This window comes from Cupriavidus sp. GW822-FHT03E04 (assembly GCF_058801495.1).
The window spans coordinates 86,258-103,591 of record NZ_JBXANI010000004.1 but is presented as its reverse complement, the minus strand read 5'-3'; the positions used below and the strand labels follow the sequence as shown (position 1 = coordinate 103,591).

The 17,334-nt window shown below is 66.4% G+C and carries 19 protein-coding genes; 3 read left to right on the top strand and 16 right to left on the bottom strand.

The features are described from left to right. Window positions 1-48: 48 nt before the first annotated feature. The 4 genes from flgE to flgB are packed head-to-tail and all read right to left on the bottom strand — an operon-like array spanning window position 49 to window position 2,858. Complete coding sequence (gene flgE, locus AC1RQC_RS06305) at window positions 49-1,290, bottom strand: flagellar hook protein FlgE (RefSeq protein ID WP_492371351.1); 1,242 nt, start codon at window positions 1,288-1,290, stop codon at window positions 49-51. A gap of 56 nt (window positions 1,291-1,346) precedes the next feature. Further along, window positions 1,347-2,018, bottom strand: a complete 672-nt coding sequence (locus AC1RQC_RS06300; RefSeq protein WP_183033949.1) for a flagellar hook assembly protein FlgD — start codon at window positions 2,016-2,018, stop codon at window positions 1,347-1,349. Window positions 2,019-2,032: 14 nt separating this feature from the next. Next, window positions 2,033-2,440 (bottom strand): flagellar basal body rod protein FlgC, encoded by a 408-nt coding sequence (flgC, locus tag AC1RQC_RS06295; protein ID WP_006162655.1) that lies wholly within the window; start codon window positions 2,438-2,440, stop codon window positions 2,033-2,035. 7 nt (window positions 2,441-2,447) lie between these two features. Continuing rightward, a complete protein-coding gene (gene flgB / locus AC1RQC_RS06290) occupies window positions 2,448-2,858 on the bottom strand; it encodes a flagellar basal body rod protein FlgB (RefSeq protein ID WP_416051536.1) in 411 nt (136 codons plus the stop codon). Window positions 2,859-3,080: 222 nt separating this feature from the next. Between flgB and flgA the strand changes: the two genes are divergently transcribed. The 3 genes from flgA (at window position 3,081) to AC1RQC_RS06275 (ending at window position 4,786) form a co-directional block, all read left to right on the top strand. Continuing rightward, window positions 3,081-3,800, top strand: a complete 720-nt coding sequence (gene flgA / locus AC1RQC_RS06285; RefSeq protein ID WP_492371350.1) for a flagellar basal body P-ring formation chaperone FlgA — start codon at window positions 3,081-3,083, stop codon at window positions 3,798-3,800. A gap of 167 nt (window positions 3,801-3,967) precedes the next feature. Next, window positions 3,968-4,273: a flagellar biosynthesis anti-sigma factor FlgM gene (flgM, locus tag AC1RQC_RS06280; RefSeq protein WP_183033945.1), complete on the top strand. Its 306-nt coding sequence runs from the start codon at window positions 3,968-3,970 to the stop codon at window positions 4,271-4,273. A gap of 54 nt (window positions 4,274-4,327) precedes the next feature. Then, a complete protein-coding gene (locus tag AC1RQC_RS06275; RefSeq protein WP_492371349.1) occupies window positions 4,328-4,786 on the top strand; it encodes a flagella synthesis protein FlgN in 459 nt (152 codons plus the stop codon). 219 nt (window positions 4,787-5,005) lie between these two features. On the opposite strand, the gene AC1RQC_RS06270 is transcribed toward AC1RQC_RS06275, so the two are convergent. From AC1RQC_RS06270 to cheW, 12 genes are all read right to left on the bottom strand, one after another. Beyond that, a complete protein-coding gene (locus AC1RQC_RS06270; protein WP_492882701.1) occupies window positions 5,006-5,407 on the bottom strand; it encodes a flagellar protein FlhE in 402 nt (133 codons plus the stop codon). A gap of 26 nt (window positions 5,408-5,433) precedes the next feature. After that, window positions 5,434-6,150, bottom strand: a complete 717-nt coding sequence (locus tag AC1RQC_RS06265) for an RNA polymerase sigma factor FliA (RefSeq protein WP_006162649.1) — start codon at window positions 6,148-6,150, stop codon at window positions 5,434-5,436. A 40-nt stretch (window positions 6,151-6,190) separates the two neighbouring features. Further along, a complete protein-coding gene (locus tag AC1RQC_RS06260; protein WP_492371347.1) occupies window positions 6,191-7,009 on the bottom strand; it encodes a MinD/ParA family ATP-binding protein in 819 nt (272 codons plus the stop codon). A gap of 3 nt (window positions 7,010-7,012) precedes the next feature. Further along, the gene (gene flhF, locus AC1RQC_RS06255) at window positions 7,013-9,454 is read right to left on the bottom strand and encodes a flagellar biosynthesis GTPase FlhF (protein WP_492882699.1); all 2,442 of its coding nucleotides are present in this window, start codon (window positions 9,452-9,454) and stop codon (window positions 7,013-7,015) included. 13 nt (window positions 9,455-9,467) lie between these two features. After that, the gene (gene flhA / locus AC1RQC_RS06250) at window positions 9,468-11,555 is read right to left on the bottom strand and encodes a flagellar biosynthesis protein FlhA (protein WP_492371345.1); all 2,088 of its coding nucleotides are present in this window, start codon (window positions 11,553-11,555) and stop codon (window positions 9,468-9,470) included. Further along, window positions 11,552-12,694 carry a flagellar biosynthesis protein FlhB gene (gene flhB, locus AC1RQC_RS06245; protein WP_492371344.1) on the bottom strand — a complete coding sequence of 381 codons (1,143 nt, stop codon included), beginning with the start codon at window positions 12,692-12,694 and terminating at the stop codon, window positions 11,552-11,554. Before flhB ends, flhA begins: the two co-directional genes overlap by 4 nt. Before the next feature lie 274 nt (window positions 12,695-12,968). Further along, on the bottom strand, window positions 12,969-13,604 hold the full coding sequence (cheZ, locus tag AC1RQC_RS06240; RefSeq protein WP_492371343.1) for a protein phosphatase CheZ: 636 nt from the start codon (window positions 13,602-13,604) through the stop codon (window positions 12,969-12,971). A 10-nt stretch (window positions 13,605-13,614) separates the two neighbouring features. Next, the gene (gene cheY, locus AC1RQC_RS06235) at window positions 13,615-14,010 is read right to left on the bottom strand and encodes a chemotaxis response regulator CheY (RefSeq protein ID WP_006162642.1); all 396 of its coding nucleotides are present in this window, start codon (window positions 14,008-14,010) and stop codon (window positions 13,615-13,617) included. 88 nt (window positions 14,011-14,098) lie between these two features. Then, window positions 14,099-15,175, bottom strand: coding sequence for a protein-glutamate methylesterase/protein-glutamine glutaminase (locus AC1RQC_RS06230; RefSeq protein ID WP_492371342.1), 1,077 nt, complete (start codon window positions 15,173-15,175; stop codon window positions 14,099-14,101). Window positions 15,176-15,198: 23 nt separating this feature from the next. Then, the gene (gene cheD / locus AC1RQC_RS06225) at window positions 15,199-15,855 is read right to left on the bottom strand and encodes a chemoreceptor glutamine deamidase CheD (protein ID WP_492371341.1); all 657 of its coding nucleotides are present in this window, start codon (window positions 15,853-15,855) and stop codon (window positions 15,199-15,201) included. Further along, a complete protein-coding gene (locus AC1RQC_RS06220; protein WP_492371340.1) occupies window positions 15,855-16,757 on the bottom strand; it encodes a CheR family methyltransferase in 903 nt (300 codons plus the stop codon). Before AC1RQC_RS06220 ends, cheD begins: the two co-directional genes overlap by 1 nt. Window positions 16,758-16,827: 70 nt before the next feature. Further along, a complete protein-coding gene (cheW, locus tag AC1RQC_RS06215; protein ID WP_006162638.1) occupies window positions 16,828-17,322 on the bottom strand; it encodes a chemotaxis protein CheW in 495 nt (164 codons plus the stop codon). Window positions 17,323-17,334 lie beyond the last annotated feature (12 nt).

The window sequence follows — 17,334 nt, the reverse complement described above, 5'->3', positions numbered from 1 at the left end:
CGTCCCTTTAGTTCCTGTCCGTGCGGCTCGTCTTGCCAACGCTGCGCATTACAGGTTGACCAGTGTCTGCATGACGGTGTCCTGCGCCTTGATGGTTTGCGCGTTGGCCTGGTAGTTGCGCTGCGCCACGATCAGGCTGACCAGCTGGCCGGACAGGTCCACGTTGGATGCCTCCACCGCATTGGACTTGAGCGTGCCAAGGCTGCCGCCGGCCGCGCCGACCACGGCCTGGCCCGATGCGCCGGTCGCGGACCACACGTTGTTGCCCTCCGGCTTCAGGCCCTGCACGTTGCCAAAGCCGGCCATCACGACCTGGCCGAGCGACTGCGTCTGCTGGTTCGAGTAGCTGCCAAGGATGGTGCCATCCGGCTGGATCGCAAAGCCGAGCAGGCTGCCCGCGGTATAGCCGTTCTGCACAGGCGGCTTGGTGTCGTTGGCGCCGGCGAACTGCGTCGTGCCGGTCAGGTCCATCGCGATGGCCAGGGGTGCCGCACCGTTGGCAGCGGCGATGTTGATGGCGGTGGTAGCACCTGCGGCCGGCGACTGCAGCGTGCCCTTCGAGTCGAACTTGAGCGTGATCGGCGCGCCAACCACGTTGCCCGCAGCATCGGTCAGGTTCATCGTCCAGTCGGTGCCGCCGCCGCCCGCCGCCGGGAACGTGCCCGCGCCGGGCGTGCCCGTGGAGAAGTACGCGGTGAGCTGCTTGGCGTTGCCCAGCGAGTCATAGACGGTGACGCCGGAGCTGTAGTTGAACATGCTCGACGTCGGCAGTGCGGCCGGGGTGCTGGCGAACGGCGTGGTCGGTACGGTGCTGCCGGAGTTCAGGTTGAAGGAGATGCCGAGGGTGGTGGTCGCCTTGGCGGCCATCGTGGTGTTCGGCACCACCAGCGGCTGCGGCTGCACAGCGCCGCCGCCCACCGTGCCAGCCGGGTAGCCAGTCAGTTTCAGGCCTTGCGCGTTGGTGATGCTACCGTCCTGCTGGCGCTGGAACTGGCCGTTGCGCGAGTAGAAGACCGAGCCCGAGGAATCGGTCAGGCGGAAGAAACCATTGCCATTGGTGATGGCCACATCGAGCGCATTGCCGCTCGACTCGATATTGCCCTGGTTGAACGACTGCACCACCGAATTCACGGTCGTGCCCAAGCCAATCTTGGTGCCGGCGTACACGTCGGCGAACTGCGCGGTCGATTGCTTGTAGCCGACCGTGTTGGCGTTGGCGATGTTGTTGCCGATGACGTCCAGATTCGATGCGGCGGCATTGATGCCGCTTACCCCTTGACCGAAACCCATGATTTTCTCCTAGTTACCTGACATCCTGCCGGCGCGTCTCGCGCGTGGCCACGTGATTAAAGAATGCGGCGAACACCGTCGACCGGCGCGGTGCGGCCGCCGCCGATGTCGACCAGCACGCCCGTGGAGTCGCCACTGATGCTGTTGACCTTGCCGTAGACCAGCGCGACCGGCGCGACATCCTTGCCGTTGGCGGTAGCGGTGACCTTGAAGCTGTAGTCGCCATCGGCAACGGCGACGCCTGCATCGTTCTTGCCGTCCCAGGCGATGTCGTGCACGCCGGCGGTCTGGCCGTTCATGTTGATGTTGCGCACCACGTTGCCGTTCGCGTCGACCACCTGGACCGTGACCGCATCGGCGGTGGACGGCAGGTCCACACCGATCTGGCCCGGCACGCCGCTGGCCACCGTGGTGGCATTGCCCGGCACCATCACGGTGTGGCCAATCAGCGCTGCCGAATCCATCGCGCGGCTCGCGCTGACTTGCGACAGCAGCGAGTTCAGCGTGGTGTTCAAGGTCTGCATGCCGCTCACCTGGCTGATCTGCGCGAGCTGCGAGGTCAGCTGCGAGTTGTCCATCGGGTTGAGCGGATCCTGGTTGTTCATCTGCGTGACCAGCATCGTCAGGAAGTTGTTCTGCAGGTCGGCGGCGGATGCGCTGCCGCTTTGCAGGGTATTGGCGATGCCGGCGGCGCTAGTGCTGCTGCCTGTGGAGGAGGTCGTGGTCATTGCGTATCCCGGTTTTACTGACCGATGGTCAGTGTCTTGAGCATCATGTTCTTGGCGGTGTTGAGGACTTCCACGTTGGCCTGGTAGGAACGCGAGGCCGAGATCATGTTGACCATCTCCTCCACCGGGTTAACGTTTGGCATCGTGACGTAGCCGTCGGCATTGGCCAGCGGATGCGTGGGGTTGTGCACCATGCGCGGGGGCGACGGATCTTCCATCACACCCTCCACCTGCACGCCGCCCACGTCGTTCTGGCCTGGTGTGGCGGCAAGGCCGAACACCACTTGCTTGGCGCGGTAGGGCTGGCCGTTGGGGCCGACCGCACTGTCGGCATTGGCCAGGTTGGACGCGGTCACGTTCATGCGCTGCGACTGCGCAGCCATGGCCGAGCCGGCGACTTCGAAGATGTTCATTGCGGGCATGGCGTGCTCACTGCTGGATGGCCGACAGCATGGTCTTGATCTTGGCGCTCATCACGGTCAGCCCGGACTCGAAGTGCACCGCGTTGTCGGCAAAGGCGACGCGCTCGGTGTCCATCTCGACGGTATTGCCATCGATGCTCGACTGCATCGGGATGCGGTAGTCGAGTTGCATCTTGTCGGCGAACGCAGACGTCACGCCCGGCAAGTGGCGCACCGAGGTGGTGGACAGCGACACGCCTTCGGCTTGCTTTCCGCGCTCGACGCTTTGCGCCAGCGTGCTGGAGAAATCGAAGTCGCGCGCCTTGTAGCCAGGTGTGTCGGCATGGGCGATATTGGAGGCAATCACCGATTGCCGCTGGGTCCGCAAGCTCAGCGCTTCTTGTTGGAAGCGCAACGCCGCATCGAGTCTGTCAATCATGTCTGTGTCTCGCTGGAGGGGGAGAGCAACGAAGGTCGACCTTCTTCAGGTGTGCCATCTTAGGGGCGGCCCCGTCATGCCAATCGCACGAATAGGGCAAAGAAAACCGCGCATTTCGACTCGAGCAAGAACGCGGGGCTGCCTACAATAGGACCCGTTGACACGCACGCAGCACCCGCTTTCGCGGTGCGGCCCGCGTCGTTTCCTTGCCTGGATGTACACATGACCCCTCGTTTCCGGGCCGCCGCGGCGCGCGCCCTGCTCTGCGTGCTGGCCGCCGGCGGCACGCTGCCCGGCAGCGCCGGCGCGGCGCCGCCCTCGCCGTTTCCCGAAGACCCGGTGCGCGCCGCGGTCGAACAATTCCTTGAGCGCCAGACTGCCGGCCTGCCCGGCAAGGCCACCATCCAGGTGGTACCGCCCTCGGGCGGGCGCGCGCCGGATTGCCCGCTGCCCGAGCCGTTCCTGCCGCCGGGCGCGTCCCCCTGGGGCCGGGTCTCGGTCGGCGTGCGCTGCGCCGGCGAACGTCCCTGGACCCGCTACGTGCAAGCGCGCGTGTCGGTGGTGGCCGACTACTATGTGGCCGGGCGCAACCTGATGCCCGGCGAGGCCATCGATGCAGCCGATATGGAAGTCCGCCAAGGCGACCTGGCGTCGCTGCCGCGCGCGGTGGTGACGGATCCCGCACAGGTGACCGGCGCGGTGGCGGCCAACCGCATCGCCGCGGGTTCGCCGATGCGGATGGATCTACTGAAGAAGGCCATTGCCGTACGCCAGGGCCAGAACGTGACGGTGCTGGTGGAAGGCGAGTCGTTCCAGCTCAGCAGCGAGGGCAAGGTCATGGCCGAGGCCGCGGTGGGCAACAACGTCCAGGTGCGGCTCAAGAGCGGTCAGGTGGTCAATGCGCTGGTGCGCAACGGCGACACGGTGGTGCTACAGCAATAGGGAATCGGGACGGCGACACCTGGAGTTGCGCATGCGTCTCATGGGCCGGCTCATGAGACAATAACGCGCGCTCCGCGGCCGGAAAAACGGCGCCGCGGCGTCGCAATTCGACCTAAAGTTTCGCCCTAAGCATCCGATAAGCCAAAGGTACCCAGCAAGGAATCATCGTGAAGATCAATCAGACCACCTCGTCGAGGCCGAGCGACGCCATCGACGGCGCCGTGCGCAGCGTGGCCGGCGCCCCCGGATCGACGGCTGCCCCGGAGACGTCCAGCGTGCGCGTCAGCAGCCCCCTGTCGGCCCAGGTGCGCGAGATCGGCGCGCGCATGGTGGAAGACCATGACGACGATATCGACACCGCCAAGGTCGAAGAGATCCGCCAGGCGATCTCCGAAGGCCGCATCAAGATCGACCCAAGCAAGATCGCCGACGGGCTGCTCGCGTCCCTGCGCGAACTCAGCGGCGGCGCCTGACACCGCGGCTTGCTACGGGCCGCATCGCCAACCCCACCCTAAGATAGGCAAGCCATGAGCCAGTCCCTGATCCAGAACCTGCACCGCGAAACCGAGCTCGCGCAGGAGTTCGCCACCGTACTAGGCGAAGAAAGAAGCCTGATCAAGGCCGGCGATTACCAGGCCCTTGCCGGGCTGCTGGAACGCAAGGTCGAACTGGCCGGATTGCTGGGCGCCCTGACGCGCACGCGCGAGGCGCAGATGGGTGCCATGGGAATTCGCACCGGCGCGGGCGGCCAGCTGTTCGGGCGCCAGATCGATTCGTCGGTGGAGGCCGCATGGCGGAGGCTGGTGTTTGCGGCACGCACGGCAAGCCACGCCAATGCGCTGAATGCCGCGGTTGTGGATGCGCATCTCGAGTTCACCGAGGAAGCGATCCTGGCGTTGCGGCAACGGGGTGACAACACGACGCTCTATGGGCGCGACGGGCGCACGCAGAACGGGCCGCAAGGGGTCAGTCTGGCGACTGGTTGAATTGGGTATTGGTTGAGCTGGGTGGTTTGTGGCATCTCGTTCTTGCGAGTGCCCGCCCTCTCCCCCGGCCCCTCTCCCACAAGTGGGAGAGGGGAGCAAGCCAGCAGGAACAGAAGACGATTCGATGTAGCCGTGATTGCCGCCCCGCAGCGGTAGTGGGACTGCAGTTGCGGTTAAGCAGTTGCGGTTAAGCAGTTGCGGTTAGGCTACCCTGCCCCCTCACCGAAACCCAACCGTCACCTCGTTAGCCTGCCCGATCAAAACCGGCGTCAACGCGCCCTTCCCCGGCACCTGAAAGGCAAACACAAAGCCCTTGGCAGCGTCATCCCCGCTAAACGCCTCGGTCAGCCCCTCAGCCCCCGAAAGCAATACACACCGTTGCGCATTGCATAGGTAAGCCTGCAGTGCATTCGGCGGCGTACGCGAGAAGCTATAGCGCCACCGCACCGTCGTGATTGCGCCCTGCGCCTGCGGCAAATAGCCGGTCGGTGAAATCGGGACGGAAACGGTGCGCAAGCCTTTGCTGTACAGCGCAGGCCCGTTCACCGAAGCCGACCAGCTATGCAGCGCCTGCCCGCCAGGCGCGGCCAGTGCCGGGCAGCACGCCACGGCTAGCGCCAACGCAGCGAAGTGCTTGGGCCAGTTGCTCACAGCAGCCCGCGCAACTGCGAACGCAGCCGTGTAATCGCCTGGCTGCGGATCTGGCACACGCGCGACTCGGTGACTTCCAGCACCGCGCCGATTTCCCGCAGGTTCAGCTCCTGGTCATAGCACAGCGACAGCACCAGCTTCTCCCGCTCGGGCAGGCGCTCGATGGCGCGGATCAGCGCTTCGCGCATGCCACTCTCCATCAGCACCGTGAGGGGGTTGCCGTCATCGCTCACGCTCAGGTGCCGGTCCAGGAAGTCCTCTTCGCCGGAGCGCTCGAAGTCTTCATAGTGCAGCAACTGGCAGCCATAGACCTCGTTGAGCAGCGTCTGGTATTCGTCGAGCGGCAGTTCCAGTTCCTGCGCCACTTCGGAATCGAGCGGCGCACGGCCCAGCGTTTGCTCCAGGCCACGCACGGTGCGCTCGATCCGCCGCGTGAACTGGCGCAGGCTGCGCGACTGCCAGTCGTTGGCGCGCACCTCGTCGAGCATGGCGCCGCGAATGCGCTGGCTGGCGTAGGTCTCGAAACGCGCACCGTGGGTGTCTTCATAGCGCTTGGCGGCGTCGAGCAGGCCGATCATGCCGGCCTGGATCAAGTCATCGAGCTGCACGCTGGCAGGCAGCTTGGCCGCCAGTTGCAAGGCGATGCGACGCACCAGCGACGCATGCGCCGTCACGGTATCAGTCTGTTCGAGCTTTCCCTGAATCGTATACATGGTGGAATTCTCGTGAGTCCTAGCTTGCAGGTCCCGGCCCTTAAGCCAGGGCCGTGGCCGTCGGCGCCATCGGTGCCGACAGGGTTGAACGGGGATCGGCGGACATTGGCCAGCTGGCAATGCCCGTGGCAATTCGGCGTAATGCGGCGGTGGCGGGCGCGGCCGGGAAGGCCTCGACCACGCAACGGCCCAATGCGGTACTGCGCTCAACCAGCGGATCGTGCGGCAGGCTGCCTGCGGGGCTGGCCTCGACGCCAAGGTACTGGCTGGCGGTACGGGCCAGGTTGCCCAGCACCGCACTGGCGGCGGCGTCCCCGGCGGCGGCATTGATCACCAGGTGGAAACGCCGGCAGGCGTACAGGTGATTGAGCTGCTTGATGCAGGCGTATGCGGCTTTGATCGAGGCCGGCTCCGCGCGCAGCACCACGATGAGGTTGTGCGCCGCGCCTGCCATTTGCGACAAGCCGCCATCCGCATCGCTGCGGGCGTCGCTGAGCACGGTGCGAAACGACTTGAGCAGCTGCAGGTCGCCATTGGCCTGGGGGCTGCCCGGCAGCACGGCGATGGTGCCGGCGGGACGCTTGCCGAGCGCAGCGTCGAGCGTCACCGCGCCACCCAGCACCGCGGCCAGGGTGCCTTCCGGCATGGCGCCGGCAAGCCGGGTGGCGCGGGCGCCGAAGCGGTCCTCATCGACGAGCAGTACACGTTCGCCTTGCAGGGCAAGAGCGTTGGCCAACCCCAGTGCCACCGTGGTGGCGCCGGCACCGGCATCGCTTGCGACCACGGCAATGCGGCGCGTGGCGCGTGGCGCCAGCATGCGCCGCAGGCTTTCCGCCTGGTCGGATGCGAGTGAATTCACGGCTTATTCTCCCTGCGCCAGTGTCTCGAACACGCGGCTTCCGCTCATGCGCGCCTCGAGCTGGCCCCCGGCGCCGCCCAGTTGGAACGTCTCCGGCGGCGCTTCCTGAACGGCGGACTGCGTGGCGCGGCCGCTGCGGGTGGGATAGTTTTCCAGCACGTCGAGCAAGGCCAGCAAACGGCCGATGCCTTCGACCAGTACCGCTGCGCCGCAAGCCTGGCGAGCCGGCGCGCGGCCGGTCAGCCGCGCCAGGAATGCAGTGACCGAATCATCGCAGGCCTGCTCGAGGCGCAGCGCGGCCACGCCCATCTGCAGCGCGAGCAAGCGGGCGCAGGCCTGCGCTTCGGCCTGTGCGGGTTCATTGCCGCCGTCGCCTTGGCCCAGGTGGTCCAGCGCATGGCGCAGCGTGCGCAGTTGCGCTTCGCCGGCTTCGGCCCAGCGGGCCCAGCGGGCCAGTTGTGCGCCCTCGGCCGACAGCGCCGGGTCGCACAGCAAGTAATGCACGGCGAGCGTCTGGCCGTTCTCGCGGTCGACCACGCGCGACACCAGCAAGCCTGCCTCGGTACCGCCTTCGGCGGCAGAGCGGGCGCCGCGTGCCTGGCCTTCGAGCACGCGCACCGGGCTTTGCGCGATCCACTGCACAGCATCGCGGCCGCGATAATCCATGTCTTGCACGGCGTGGAAGGTCAGCGTCTCGGCCAACGCATCGAGCTTGACGGCACCGCCGCCGCTGGCCACGCGAGTGGTCTTGCGTGCGGTGGCCAGCCAGCGCTCGCCAGCTTGCTGCCAGCGTGCCAGCACGGGGGCGGCAGGCATGGCGTCGAGTACGTTGACCACGGTACGGGCGGCGGCGATGGCGGCGCACAGCGTGGCGGCATCGGCTTCCCATCCGCCCTGGCCGCCTTGCAGCGCCGGGCCGGTGCGGCCGGCGGGCGCGGCGGCGGCCGCCAGCGGCAGGCCGTCGCGGTCCGCCAGGAACAGCGTGTGTTGCCATGGGCGCGGCGCGCGCCGTCCCGCCACCGGCGCGGCCACCGTGGCACTCAGCGACAGCACGAAGCGGTCGCAATGGCGGGCGAGGTCGCGGCAGGCGGCCTCACGCACTTGCTGCGCCATCAGGCGCGGCGAGGGTGCGCTCTCATTGCGTTGCTGCCACAGCGAGCGGACCAGCTCAAAGCTATAGCTGCCAGCGTTCAGTTGCTCCACGCAATCGCCCACCGCGTTGGCGCTGTCGGTCAGCGAGCGCAGCATGCCGTCGGCGCCGCCGGGGCTGGCTGCGCGCGCGGCTTCGCTGTCGTCCTGCGCGGGCATGGCGCGGCGCGCGGCTTCCGCGTCGGCAAACACCGAGCCGCGGCGCGGCGTCTGGAAGGCACGCTCGACAAGGGCCGCGCCGTTGGCGAGTTCAAGGTGCTCGGGCACGCGCTGGCCGGTGGAGGCGTAGTACACCGGCAAGCGGTGGCGGATCACCACGTCGAGCACGGAGCCCAGGTGCGTGGCCTCATCCAGCTTGCTGACGATGCAGCCGTCGATGCCGCCGTCGGGCGTGGCATCGTGACGGTAAGCGTGGACGACTTCGTTGAGCGTGTCGCCGTGGCTGGCGCCGTTGAGCAGCAGGATGCGCTGCACCGGCGCCTGCACGCCGGCCAGCATGGCGATCTGCTCGGACAGGTTGCGGTCTCGCTGGCTCATGCCCACGGTGTCGATGATCACCAGGTGCTTCTCGGTCAGTGCCGCCAGCGCAAAGCGCAGGTCGGCCGCGTCCTTGACCGCGTGCACGGGCACACCAAGGATGTCGCCGTAGATGCGCAATTGCTCGTGCGCGCCAATCCGGAACGTGTCGGTGGTCAGGAGCGCCAGGCGTTCCGGGCCGTGCTTGAGCACGAAGCGCGCGGCCAGCTTGGCGGTGGTGGTGGTCTTGCCCACGCCGGTGGGGCCCACCAGCGCCAGCACGCCGCCCTGGGCAAAGAGCGCATCTTCGTCGTTCAGCACCGGCACCTTGCGCGCGAGCTCCTGGCGGATCCAGGTCATGGCGGCAGGCCGGTCATGGCCCAGCGGCAAGTGACCCAGCAGCGAACGGGCAAGCTGCCCGGAGAAGCCAGCGGTCACTAACCAGGTAAACAGCGAATCGCGCAACGGGTCGCCGCCGATCGACGGCAGGCTGTGCGTGCCCACGCCGGAGAACTGGCGCTCCATCATGGCGCGCATGGTCTGCAGCTCGCCGCGCAGGTCGCCAAGGGCACCGTCGACGGCGACCGCGGCAGCCGGCGGCGGCGTGAATACCGGCGCGTTGCTGGAGATGGCGCCGAGATCGGTGTCGCGCATCGCGACGATCTCCACACCCCCTTCGACGGTGCGGTTGGACAGCACCACGGCATCCGGCCCCATCGCCTCGCGCACCTGGCGCAAGGCCTCGCGGCCATTGGCCGCCACGAATTTAGCTACGCTCATTTTGCGAAACCCCTCACGCTGTGCCACCGATCATGGCGGTGATCCTGATATTTCGGTTGTCCGGCACCTCGGCATGCGAGAGCACCTTGAGTTGCGGCATGGTCCGGCGCAGGAAGCGCGCCAGCAACGGGCGCAGCGGATGCGGCACCAGAAGCACCGGATCCAGTCCCAGCTGTTCTTGCCTGGTCACCGCGCCGTGCGTCTGCTGCAACAGCGCATCTGCCAGGCCCGGCTCGATGCCGCCGCCGTTAGTGAGCGCTTGCGAAAGCACGCGTTCCAAGCCAGCGTCAAGGCCGATGACCTGGAGGTCGGCGCCGTTGGGGAACCACTGCTGGGTGATGGCGCGGCCCAGCGCCATGCGCACCAGCGAGGTGAGTTCGTTGGGATCGCTGACCTTCGGCGCGTGCTCGGCCACCACGTCCAGCACGGTGCGCATGTCGCGGATCGGCACGCTTTCGTCCAGCAGGTTCTGCAGGATCTTTTGCAGCGCGGTGAGCGTGATGACCTTGGGAACCAGGTCTTCGGTGAGCTTGGGAGATTCCTTGGCGATGCGGTCGAGCAGCGCCTGCACTTCCTGGCGGCCAAGCAGCTCGGCCGCGTGCATGTGGATCAGGTGGTTGAGGTGAGTCGCCACTACCGTGCTTGCGTCCACCACGGTGTAGCCGTAGGTCTGCGCCTGCTCCTTGAGGCCGCTCTCGATCCACACCGCGGGCAGGCCGAAGGCCGGGTCCTGGCTGGGCGTGCCCGGCAGCGCGCCGGACACCTGGCCGGGGTTGATCGCCATCCACTGCCCGGGCGCGGCTTCGCCGCGGCCGATCTCCACGCCCTTGAGGGTGATGCGGTAGGCGTTGGGCTTGAGTTCCAGGTTGTCGCGGATATGCACCACCGGCACCAGGAAGCCGATCTCCTGCGCCACCTTCTTGCGGATGCTCTTGATGCGCCCGAGGAGCTCGCCGTTCTGCGCGCGGTCCACCAGCGGGATCAGGCGATAGCCCACTTCCATGCCGAGCGGATCAACCAGGGTGACATCGTCCCAGCTGGCTTCGGTCGATTCCGGCGCCACCGCGGGGGCGCGTTCCTCGCGCTTCTTTTCCTGCGCCTGCGCCATGTCGCGGCGTGCCACATAGCGGCCGAACCACACCAGCGCCCCGGCAAAGGCCAGGAAGGCGAAGTGCGGCATGCCCGGGATGATGCCCATCATGCCAATGATGGCGCCGGTCAGGTAGAGCACGCGCGGATTGGAGAACAGCTGTCCGGTCAGTTGCTGGCCCACGTCCTGCTCGTTGGAGACGCGCGAGACGATCACACCCGCGGCGGTGGAAATCACCAGCGCCGGGATCTGCGCGACCAGGCCATCGCCAATGGTCAGCAGCGTGTAGTTGCGCACCGCGGTGGCAAAGTCCAGGTCATGCTGCACCATGCCCACCACCATGCCGGCGCCGACGTTGATGAACATGATCATCAGGCCCGCCACGGCATCGCCGCGCACGAACTTGCTGGCACCATCCATCGCGCCGTAGAAGTCCGATTCCTGCGAGACCTCGGCGCGGCGCTTCTTGGCGCCGTCTTCATTGATCAGGCCAGCGTTGAGGTCGGCGTCGATCGCCATCTGCTTGCCGGGCATGGCGTCGAGCATGAAGCGCGCGCCAACTTCGGCGATACGCCCCGCGCCCTTGGTGATGACCATGAAGTTGATCACCACCAGGATCGCGAACACCACGATGCCCACTGCAAAGTTGCCGCCCACCAGGAAGTGGCCGAAGGCCTCGATCACCTTGCCCGCGGCATCCGGCCCGGTGTGCCCTTCCATCAGCACGACCCGGGTCGAGGCCACGTTGAGCGACAGGCGCAGCAGCGTGGTGAACAGCAGCACCGCCGGGAAGGCTGCGAAGTCCAGCGCCTTCTGGGTGTACATGCCCACCAGCAGCACCATGATCGACAGGGCGATGTTGAACGTGAACAGCAGATCCAGGACAAAGGGCGGCAGCGGCAGGATCATCATGCCGAGGATCATGATGATCAGCAGCGGGCCGGCCAGGGCCTTCATCTGCCCGCCTGTCTGGCCCCCCGGCAGTTTGAACAGCGAGGTCAATGCGTTCATGCTTGGCTTTCCGGTACGGCTAACTCGTCAGGCACCAGCAGATCGGAGGGTGCCGCCGGATGCGGGCCGCTGCTGTGGTGCCAGTGCTTCAGTTGATAGACCCAGGCCAGGACTTCGGCCACGGAGGTGTACAGGCCGGCAGGGATTTCCCTGCCCAGCTCTACGTGACGATGCAGCGCGCGCGCCAGCGGCGGCGCGCACAGCAACGGCACGCCGTTCTCGACGGCAATCTCGCGAATGCGCGCGGCAATCGCGTCACTGCCCTTGGCGACCACACGCGGCGCGCTCATGCGGCCTTCTTCGTAGCGCAGCGCCACGGCGAAGTGGGTGGGGTTGGTGACCACCACATCCGCCTTCGGCACTTCGGACATCATGCGGCGCTTGGCCATGGCACGCTGCTGCTGGCGGATGCGCGCCTTGATGTGCGGGTCGCCATCGCTGTCCTTGTGCTCCTGCTTGACCTCTTCCTTGGTCATGCGCAGCTTCTTGTAGAAGGTCCAGTACTGCCAGGGCACGTCGAGCGCGGCCACCAGCACCAGCGAACCCGCCACCATCGCGGTGCAACTCAGCACCATCTCCAGCATGTGCAGCAGCGCTTCGTGGATCGGCGCGCTCATCAGCGCGATGGCCTCGGGCAGCCGCCGCCACAGCACCCAGCCGGCCACGCTGCCAACCAGCAGCGCCTTGGCAATGGCCTTGGTCAGCTCCACCAGCGACTGCGAGGAGAACAACCGGCCCAGCCCCTTGAGTGGCGAGAGGCGGGAGAAATCCGGGGCGAAAGACTTGGCGGAGAACATCCAGCCGCCCAGCAGCATGGGGCCGGCCAGCGCTGCCGCGCCAAAGAACAGCAGCAGCGGCAGGAAGGCCAGCAGGCCCTCCCAGACCGCGATACCAAAGCGCGACATCATGCGCGTCGTGTCGAAGGCAATCGCCGGCTCGAAGGCCAGGCTGGCATGCAGCACGGCATCGAGCTTGTTGGCAAGCGTGCCGCCCAGCGTCGACAGGCCCACTACGCCGCTCATCAGCATGATCAGCGTGGCGAGCTCGCGCGAACGCACGACCTGCCCCTCTTCGCGCGCCTTTTCCAGGCGCCGCGCTGAGGCAGGTTCGGTTTTCTCGAGATCGCTTTCTTCGGACATGGCCGCTCCGTTACGAAGCGGCATGCGGCCGTTCGTCAGGATCGATTATCGGAGCGGAAACCGGTGGGCATTAGCTGGAATAGGACCGGGATTCTGGCGCTGTTTGCGCGATGGCGCCGCTTGGGCGGGGCGCGCGGCGCGCGAGGGAGGGCCGGCATGCGCGATGCGCAGCCCTCGCCTTGGCGGCGGGGGCGCTCCGGCAGCGCACCCCGGGGAAGGGGCGCACGCGGGACGGCGCGGCGCCGCTAGCAGCGCCGCGGTCCGTGCCTGGCGATCAGAAGCCCAGGCTGGCGAGCAGGTCGTCGACCTGTGACTGGTCGGAGACCACGTCGGCCTTGCCTTCGGGGTTCACCTGCGGCCCGTTCATCAACGTCGGCGGCGCTTCCACGCGGCGATCGGCCGGGACATTGTCGATCAGCACCTGCAGCAGTTCCTGCTCCAGGGAGTGGATCATGTCCATCATCTTCTTGATGACCTGGCCGGTCAGGTCCTGGAAATCCTGCGCCATCATGATGTCGAGCAGGTGACTGCCAGTGGCGCGGGCCTGCTGCGGCACATCCGTCAGGAAGGCGCGGGTATCGAGCACGAGCTCGCGCGCGTCGCCCAGCTCCACCGGCTTTTCGAACCAGGCTTCCCAGCGCTTGTCGAGCGCCTCGGCCTGTTTCTCCATGCCGGACTGGATCGGCTGCGCCAGCTCCACCGCGGTCAGCGTGCGCTCGGCAGCCTGCTCGGTCATGGAGGCGATATAGCTCAGGCGGTCACGCGCGTCGGGGATGGCCTGCGCGGCGCGCTCGATTTCCTTGTCGAGCCCCAATTCGCGCATGTTGTCGCGCAGCATCCGTGTCAGGGCGCCAATGCGCTGGAACAGCTGCTCGGCAGATTCGTTGCTTAGAGTCGGAGTCGTCGACATGTCGCCCACCTTATGCCCCTTCCTTCGCCAGCTTCTCGAAGATCTTGGTGATCTTCTCATCGAGCGTCGCAGCCGTGAACGGCTTGACCACATAGCCGTTCGCGCCGGCCTGTGCCGCAGCGATGATGTTTTCCTTCTTGGCCTCGGCCGTCACCATCAGTACCGGCAACTTGGCAAGCGCCCCTTCGGCGCGAATCGCCTGCAGCATGCTCAGGCCGTCCATGTTCGGCATGTTCCAGTCGGAAATGACGAACTGGAAGCTGCCGTCCTTGACTTTCTCCAGGCCCGCGGCGCCGTCTTCGGCTTCCTCGACGTTGGCAAAGCCCAGTTCCTTAAGCAGGTTGCGGATGATGCGACGCATGGTGGGGAAGTCATCGACCACCAGGATCTTCATGTTCTTGTCCACTCTAACGGCTCCAATACAGTTGTGGAAAGTTGCTGCAATACTTGCGCTGGCCCCGCCGGTATGCGGCCGGGCCGGCGCTTGTGCCCTGTCAAACTCGCTGCGCGCGTGTCCCGAAGGTGGCCAGGCGTGCCATCACGCGCTGGCTCATCGCGTGCAGCGGTACTACCTCATGCACCCCACCGGCGGCAATCGCCTCCTTGGGCATGCCGAATACAATGCAACTGCTCTCGTCCTGCGCCAGGTTATAAGCACCGGCCTCGCGCATGCGCAGCATGCCTTGCGCCCCGTCCTTGCCCATGCCCGTCAGCATCACGCCGATGGCGTTCTTGCCGGCATGCTTGGCCGCGGAGTCGAACAGCACTTCCACCGACGGCCGGTGGCGGTTGACCGCCGGCTCCTGCGACAGGTGGGCCACATAGTTGGCCCCGCTGCGCGCAAGCAGCAGGTGCGAGTCGCCTGGGGCGATATAGGCGTAGCCGGGCAGCACGCGCTCGCCGTGCTCCGCTTCCTTGACCGTGATCCGGCACAGGCCGTCCAGGCGCTGCGCGAACGAACGCGTGAAGCCCGCCGGCATATGCTGGACGATCAGCACGGCGGGGCAATCGGGCGGCATCGGCATCAGGAAGTCCTTGATTGCTTCGGTGCCGCCGGTGGACGCCCCGACGATAATCAGCTTTTCCGTGGACAGCAACGGGCTGCGCAGCATCGGGGTAGCCGGCGCTGCCCCTTCCCCGCTGGCGGGTGCGTTGCTGCGGATGCGTGCGCGCGACGCGGCACGGATCTTGTCGGCGATGGTGTCGGTGTAATCCATCAGGCCGTCGCGGATGCCGAGCTTGGGCTTGGTGACGAAATCCACCGCGCCGAGTTCCAGCGCGCGCATCGTGATTTCCGAGCCGCGCTCGGTCAGCGATGACACCATCAGCACCGGCATCGGGCGCAGGCGCATCAGCCGCTCAAGGAAATCCAGCCCGTCCATGCGCGGCATTTCCACGTCCAGCGTCAGTACATCCGGATTCAGGCGCTTGATCAGGTCGCGCGCCACCAGCGGATCGGGGGCGGTACCCACCACCTCCATATCGCTCTGGCTGTTGATGATCTCCGTCATCAGGCTGCGTATCAGCGCGGAGTCGTCCACGCACAATACCTTGATCTTGGCCGCAGTCATGTCTGGAAAAAGTCCTTGTCGTATCAGGAAACGGCAGCCGATGGCGCACGCCGTGAAAACAATTCCGCGCCGCCCTTTCCAGGCGTCGTCGCGGAGCTGGCGATGGCGCGTGCCAGCGCGCGTTCGTTACGCTCGACCACCACCTGGTCGTCCTGGCGCGTGAGCCGGCGCACCAGCGCCAGCCCGGTAAGCGGGAAATAGCTGACCCGGCGCGCGTGCGGGCCGCGCAGGTCCTGCGCGGCCAGCCGGATCCCTTCGGTCTTCAGGTAACGGATCACGAACTCTGCATTGCGGTCGCCGATGTTGAGCGTGGTCATGTTGGCCAGCACCGCGCCGCCGCCAAACACCTTGGCTTCGAGCCGCTCGCGGCGCGCACCCATCTTCAGCAGTTCGTTGACCAGCACCTCCAACGCGTAGCAGCCGTAGCGCATCGACGCGGACAGCAGCCGGTCGGCACCCACGCCATCGTCATCCGGCAGCATGAAGTGGTTCATGCCCCCTACCCCGGCCGTCTCATCGCGGATGCATGCCGCTACGCACGAGCCGAGCACCGTGGTCAGCACCACGTCTTCGCGGGTCACGTAGTACTCGTTAGGCAGCAGCTTGATGGCTTGCTTGCCGAATTCACGGTCAAAGTAGCTGCGGGTGGCGATTGCCTCCGGCAATTGGGGCGTGCGCATCACGATCCTCCCGGCCGGGCCGACTGCGGCGCCAGTTCATAGACAGTCTGCCCGCGCAGCTGGAAGGCGCGCGTCACGTAGGAGAAATTCTCGGAGTGGCCCGCGAACAGCAGCCCGTGCGGCTTGAGCAGCGGCACGAAGCGCTCCAGGATCTTGCCCTGCGTAGGCTTGTCGAAATAGATCATCACGTTGCGGCAGAAGATCGCGTCGAACTTCTCGCGAATCCCCCAGTCCGGCGCCAGCAGGTTGAGCGGCTCGAAACTGATGGTGCCCGCCAGTTCCGGCTTGACCTTGACCGCGCCGGCGCGCTGGCCGGTGCCCTTGAGGAAGAAGCGCTTGAGCCGCTCCGGCGAGAGCTTGTTCACCTGCTCAGCCGTATAGACACCGGAGCGGGCCTTGGCCAGCACCTGGGTATCGATATCGGTGGCCAGCACGGTGGCGGCGCGATCGCCGAGCGCTTCGGCCAGCGTGATGGCGATCGAGTAAGGTTCCTCGCCGGTGGACGCGGCCGAGCACCATACCGAGTAGGGCCGGCCGGTCTTCTTGGCATGCTCCGCCAGCAAGGGGAAGTGATGGGCTTCGCGGAAGAACGACGTCAGGTTGGTGGTGAGCGCGTTGGTAAAGAACTCCCACTCGTCCGAGCCGGCATCGGCGTCCAGCATCGCCAGGTAAGTGCCGAAATCGACCAGCTGCAGCGTGCGCAGCCGTCGCGCCAGCCGGCTGTACACCATCTCTCGCTTGTGGCTGCCAAGCGAGATGCCCGCGCGGCGATGAATCATCGCGCGGATCTTCTCGAAGTCCCGCTCGGTCAGCAGGAAGTCACGCGGCTCGTCGCGCCGCAGGGAAGCGGGCTGCGCTGATTGCGGGCCGGCGGCAAAGGCGGTTGGGCGAGGCTGCGTCATGTGTTGCGGGGCTTTTGGCCGTGGTCTTGCTGGGGCTTGCTTTGGTGAACTCAGGCGGATCCGCTCGGGATCAGGCGAGCTCGGCTTCGACCAGTTCCATTTCGGCACTGGTCATCAGCTTCTCGATGTCGATCAGGATCAGCATGCGGCCGTCGACAGTGCCAAGGCCGGTCAGGTGATCGTTGGAGACCGAGACGCCGAACTCCGGCGCCGGCTTGATGGCTTCGCCGGTCAGGGTCAGCACGTCCGATACGCCATCCACCACGATGCCAACCACGCGGCCAGCGATATTGAGGATGATGACCACGGTCTGGTGGTCGTAGCGCACGTTGCCCAAGCGGAACTTCAGGCGCAGGTCCACGATCGGCACGATCACGCCGCGCAGATTGGTCACGCCCTTGATGAAGTCAGGCGCATTCGCCAGGCGGGTCACCGCGTCGTAGCCGCGGATCTCCTGCACCTTGAGAATGTCGATGCCATACTCTTCGCTTCCCAGCGTGAAAACCAGGAACTCCTGCCCGGAAGCTTCGCTCCCGGGGGTATCGATGTGTCCGATGCCGGCCATGATGTCTTGTTC

Excerpts from the sequence above, each read along its gene's own strand:
- cheW (WP_006162638.1), bottom strand. The coding sequence starts at position 17,322 with ATGGCCGGCATCGGACACATCGATACCCCCGGGAGCGAAGCTTCCGGG.
- AC1RQC_RS06230 (WP_492371342.1), bottom strand. The coding sequence starts at position 15,175 with ATGACTGCGGCCAAGATCAAGGTATTGTGCGTGGACGACTCCGCGCTG.
- flgC (WP_006162655.1), bottom strand. The coding sequence starts at position 2,440 with ATGCCCGCAATGAACATCTTCGAAGTCGCCGGCTCGGCCATGGCTGCG.
- flhA (WP_492371345.1), bottom strand. The coding sequence starts at position 11,555 with ATGAACGCATTGACCTCGCTGTTCAAACTGCCGGGGGGCCAGACAGGC.
- flhB (WP_492371344.1), bottom strand. The coding sequence starts at position 12,694 with ATGTCCGAAGAAAGCGATCTCGAGAAAACCGAACCTGCCTCAGCGCGG.
- AC1RQC_RS06265 (WP_006162649.1), bottom strand. The coding sequence starts at position 6,150 with ATGTATACGATTCAGGGAAAGCTCGAACAGACTGATACCGTGACGGCG.
- flgA (WP_492371350.1), top strand. The coding sequence starts at position 3,081 with ATGACCCCTCGTTTCCGGGCCGCCGCGGCGCGCGCCCTGCTCTGCGTG.
- flhF (WP_492882699.1), bottom strand. The coding sequence starts at position 9,454 with ATGAGCGTAGCTAAATTCGTGGCGGCCAATGGCCGCGAGGCCTTGCGC.
- flgE (WP_492371351.1), bottom strand. The coding sequence starts at position 1,290 with ATGGGTTTCGGTCAAGGGGTAAGCGGCATCAATGCCGCCGCATCGAAT.
- flgB (WP_416051536.1), bottom strand. The coding sequence starts at position 2,858 with ATGATTGACAGACTCGATGCGGCGTTGCGCTTCCAACAAGAAGCGCTG.
- AC1RQC_RS06220 (WP_492371340.1), bottom strand. The coding sequence starts at position 16,757 with ATGACGCAGCCTCGCCCAACCGCCTTTGCCGCCGGCCCGCAATCAGCG.
- AC1RQC_RS06275 (WP_492371349.1), top strand. The coding sequence starts at position 4,328 with ATGAGCCAGTCCCTGATCCAGAACCTGCACCGCGAAACCGAGCTCGCG.
- cheZ (WP_492371343.1), bottom strand. The coding sequence starts at position 13,604 with ATGTCGACGACTCCGACTCTAAGCAACGAATCTGCCGAGCAGCTGTTC.
- AC1RQC_RS06300 (WP_183033949.1), bottom strand. The coding sequence starts at position 2,018 with ATGACCACGACCTCCTCCACAGGCAGCAGCACTAGCGCCGCCGGCATC.
- cheD (WP_492371341.1), bottom strand. The coding sequence starts at position 15,855 with ATGCGCACGCCCCAATTGCCGGAGGCAATCGCCACCCGCAGCTACTTT.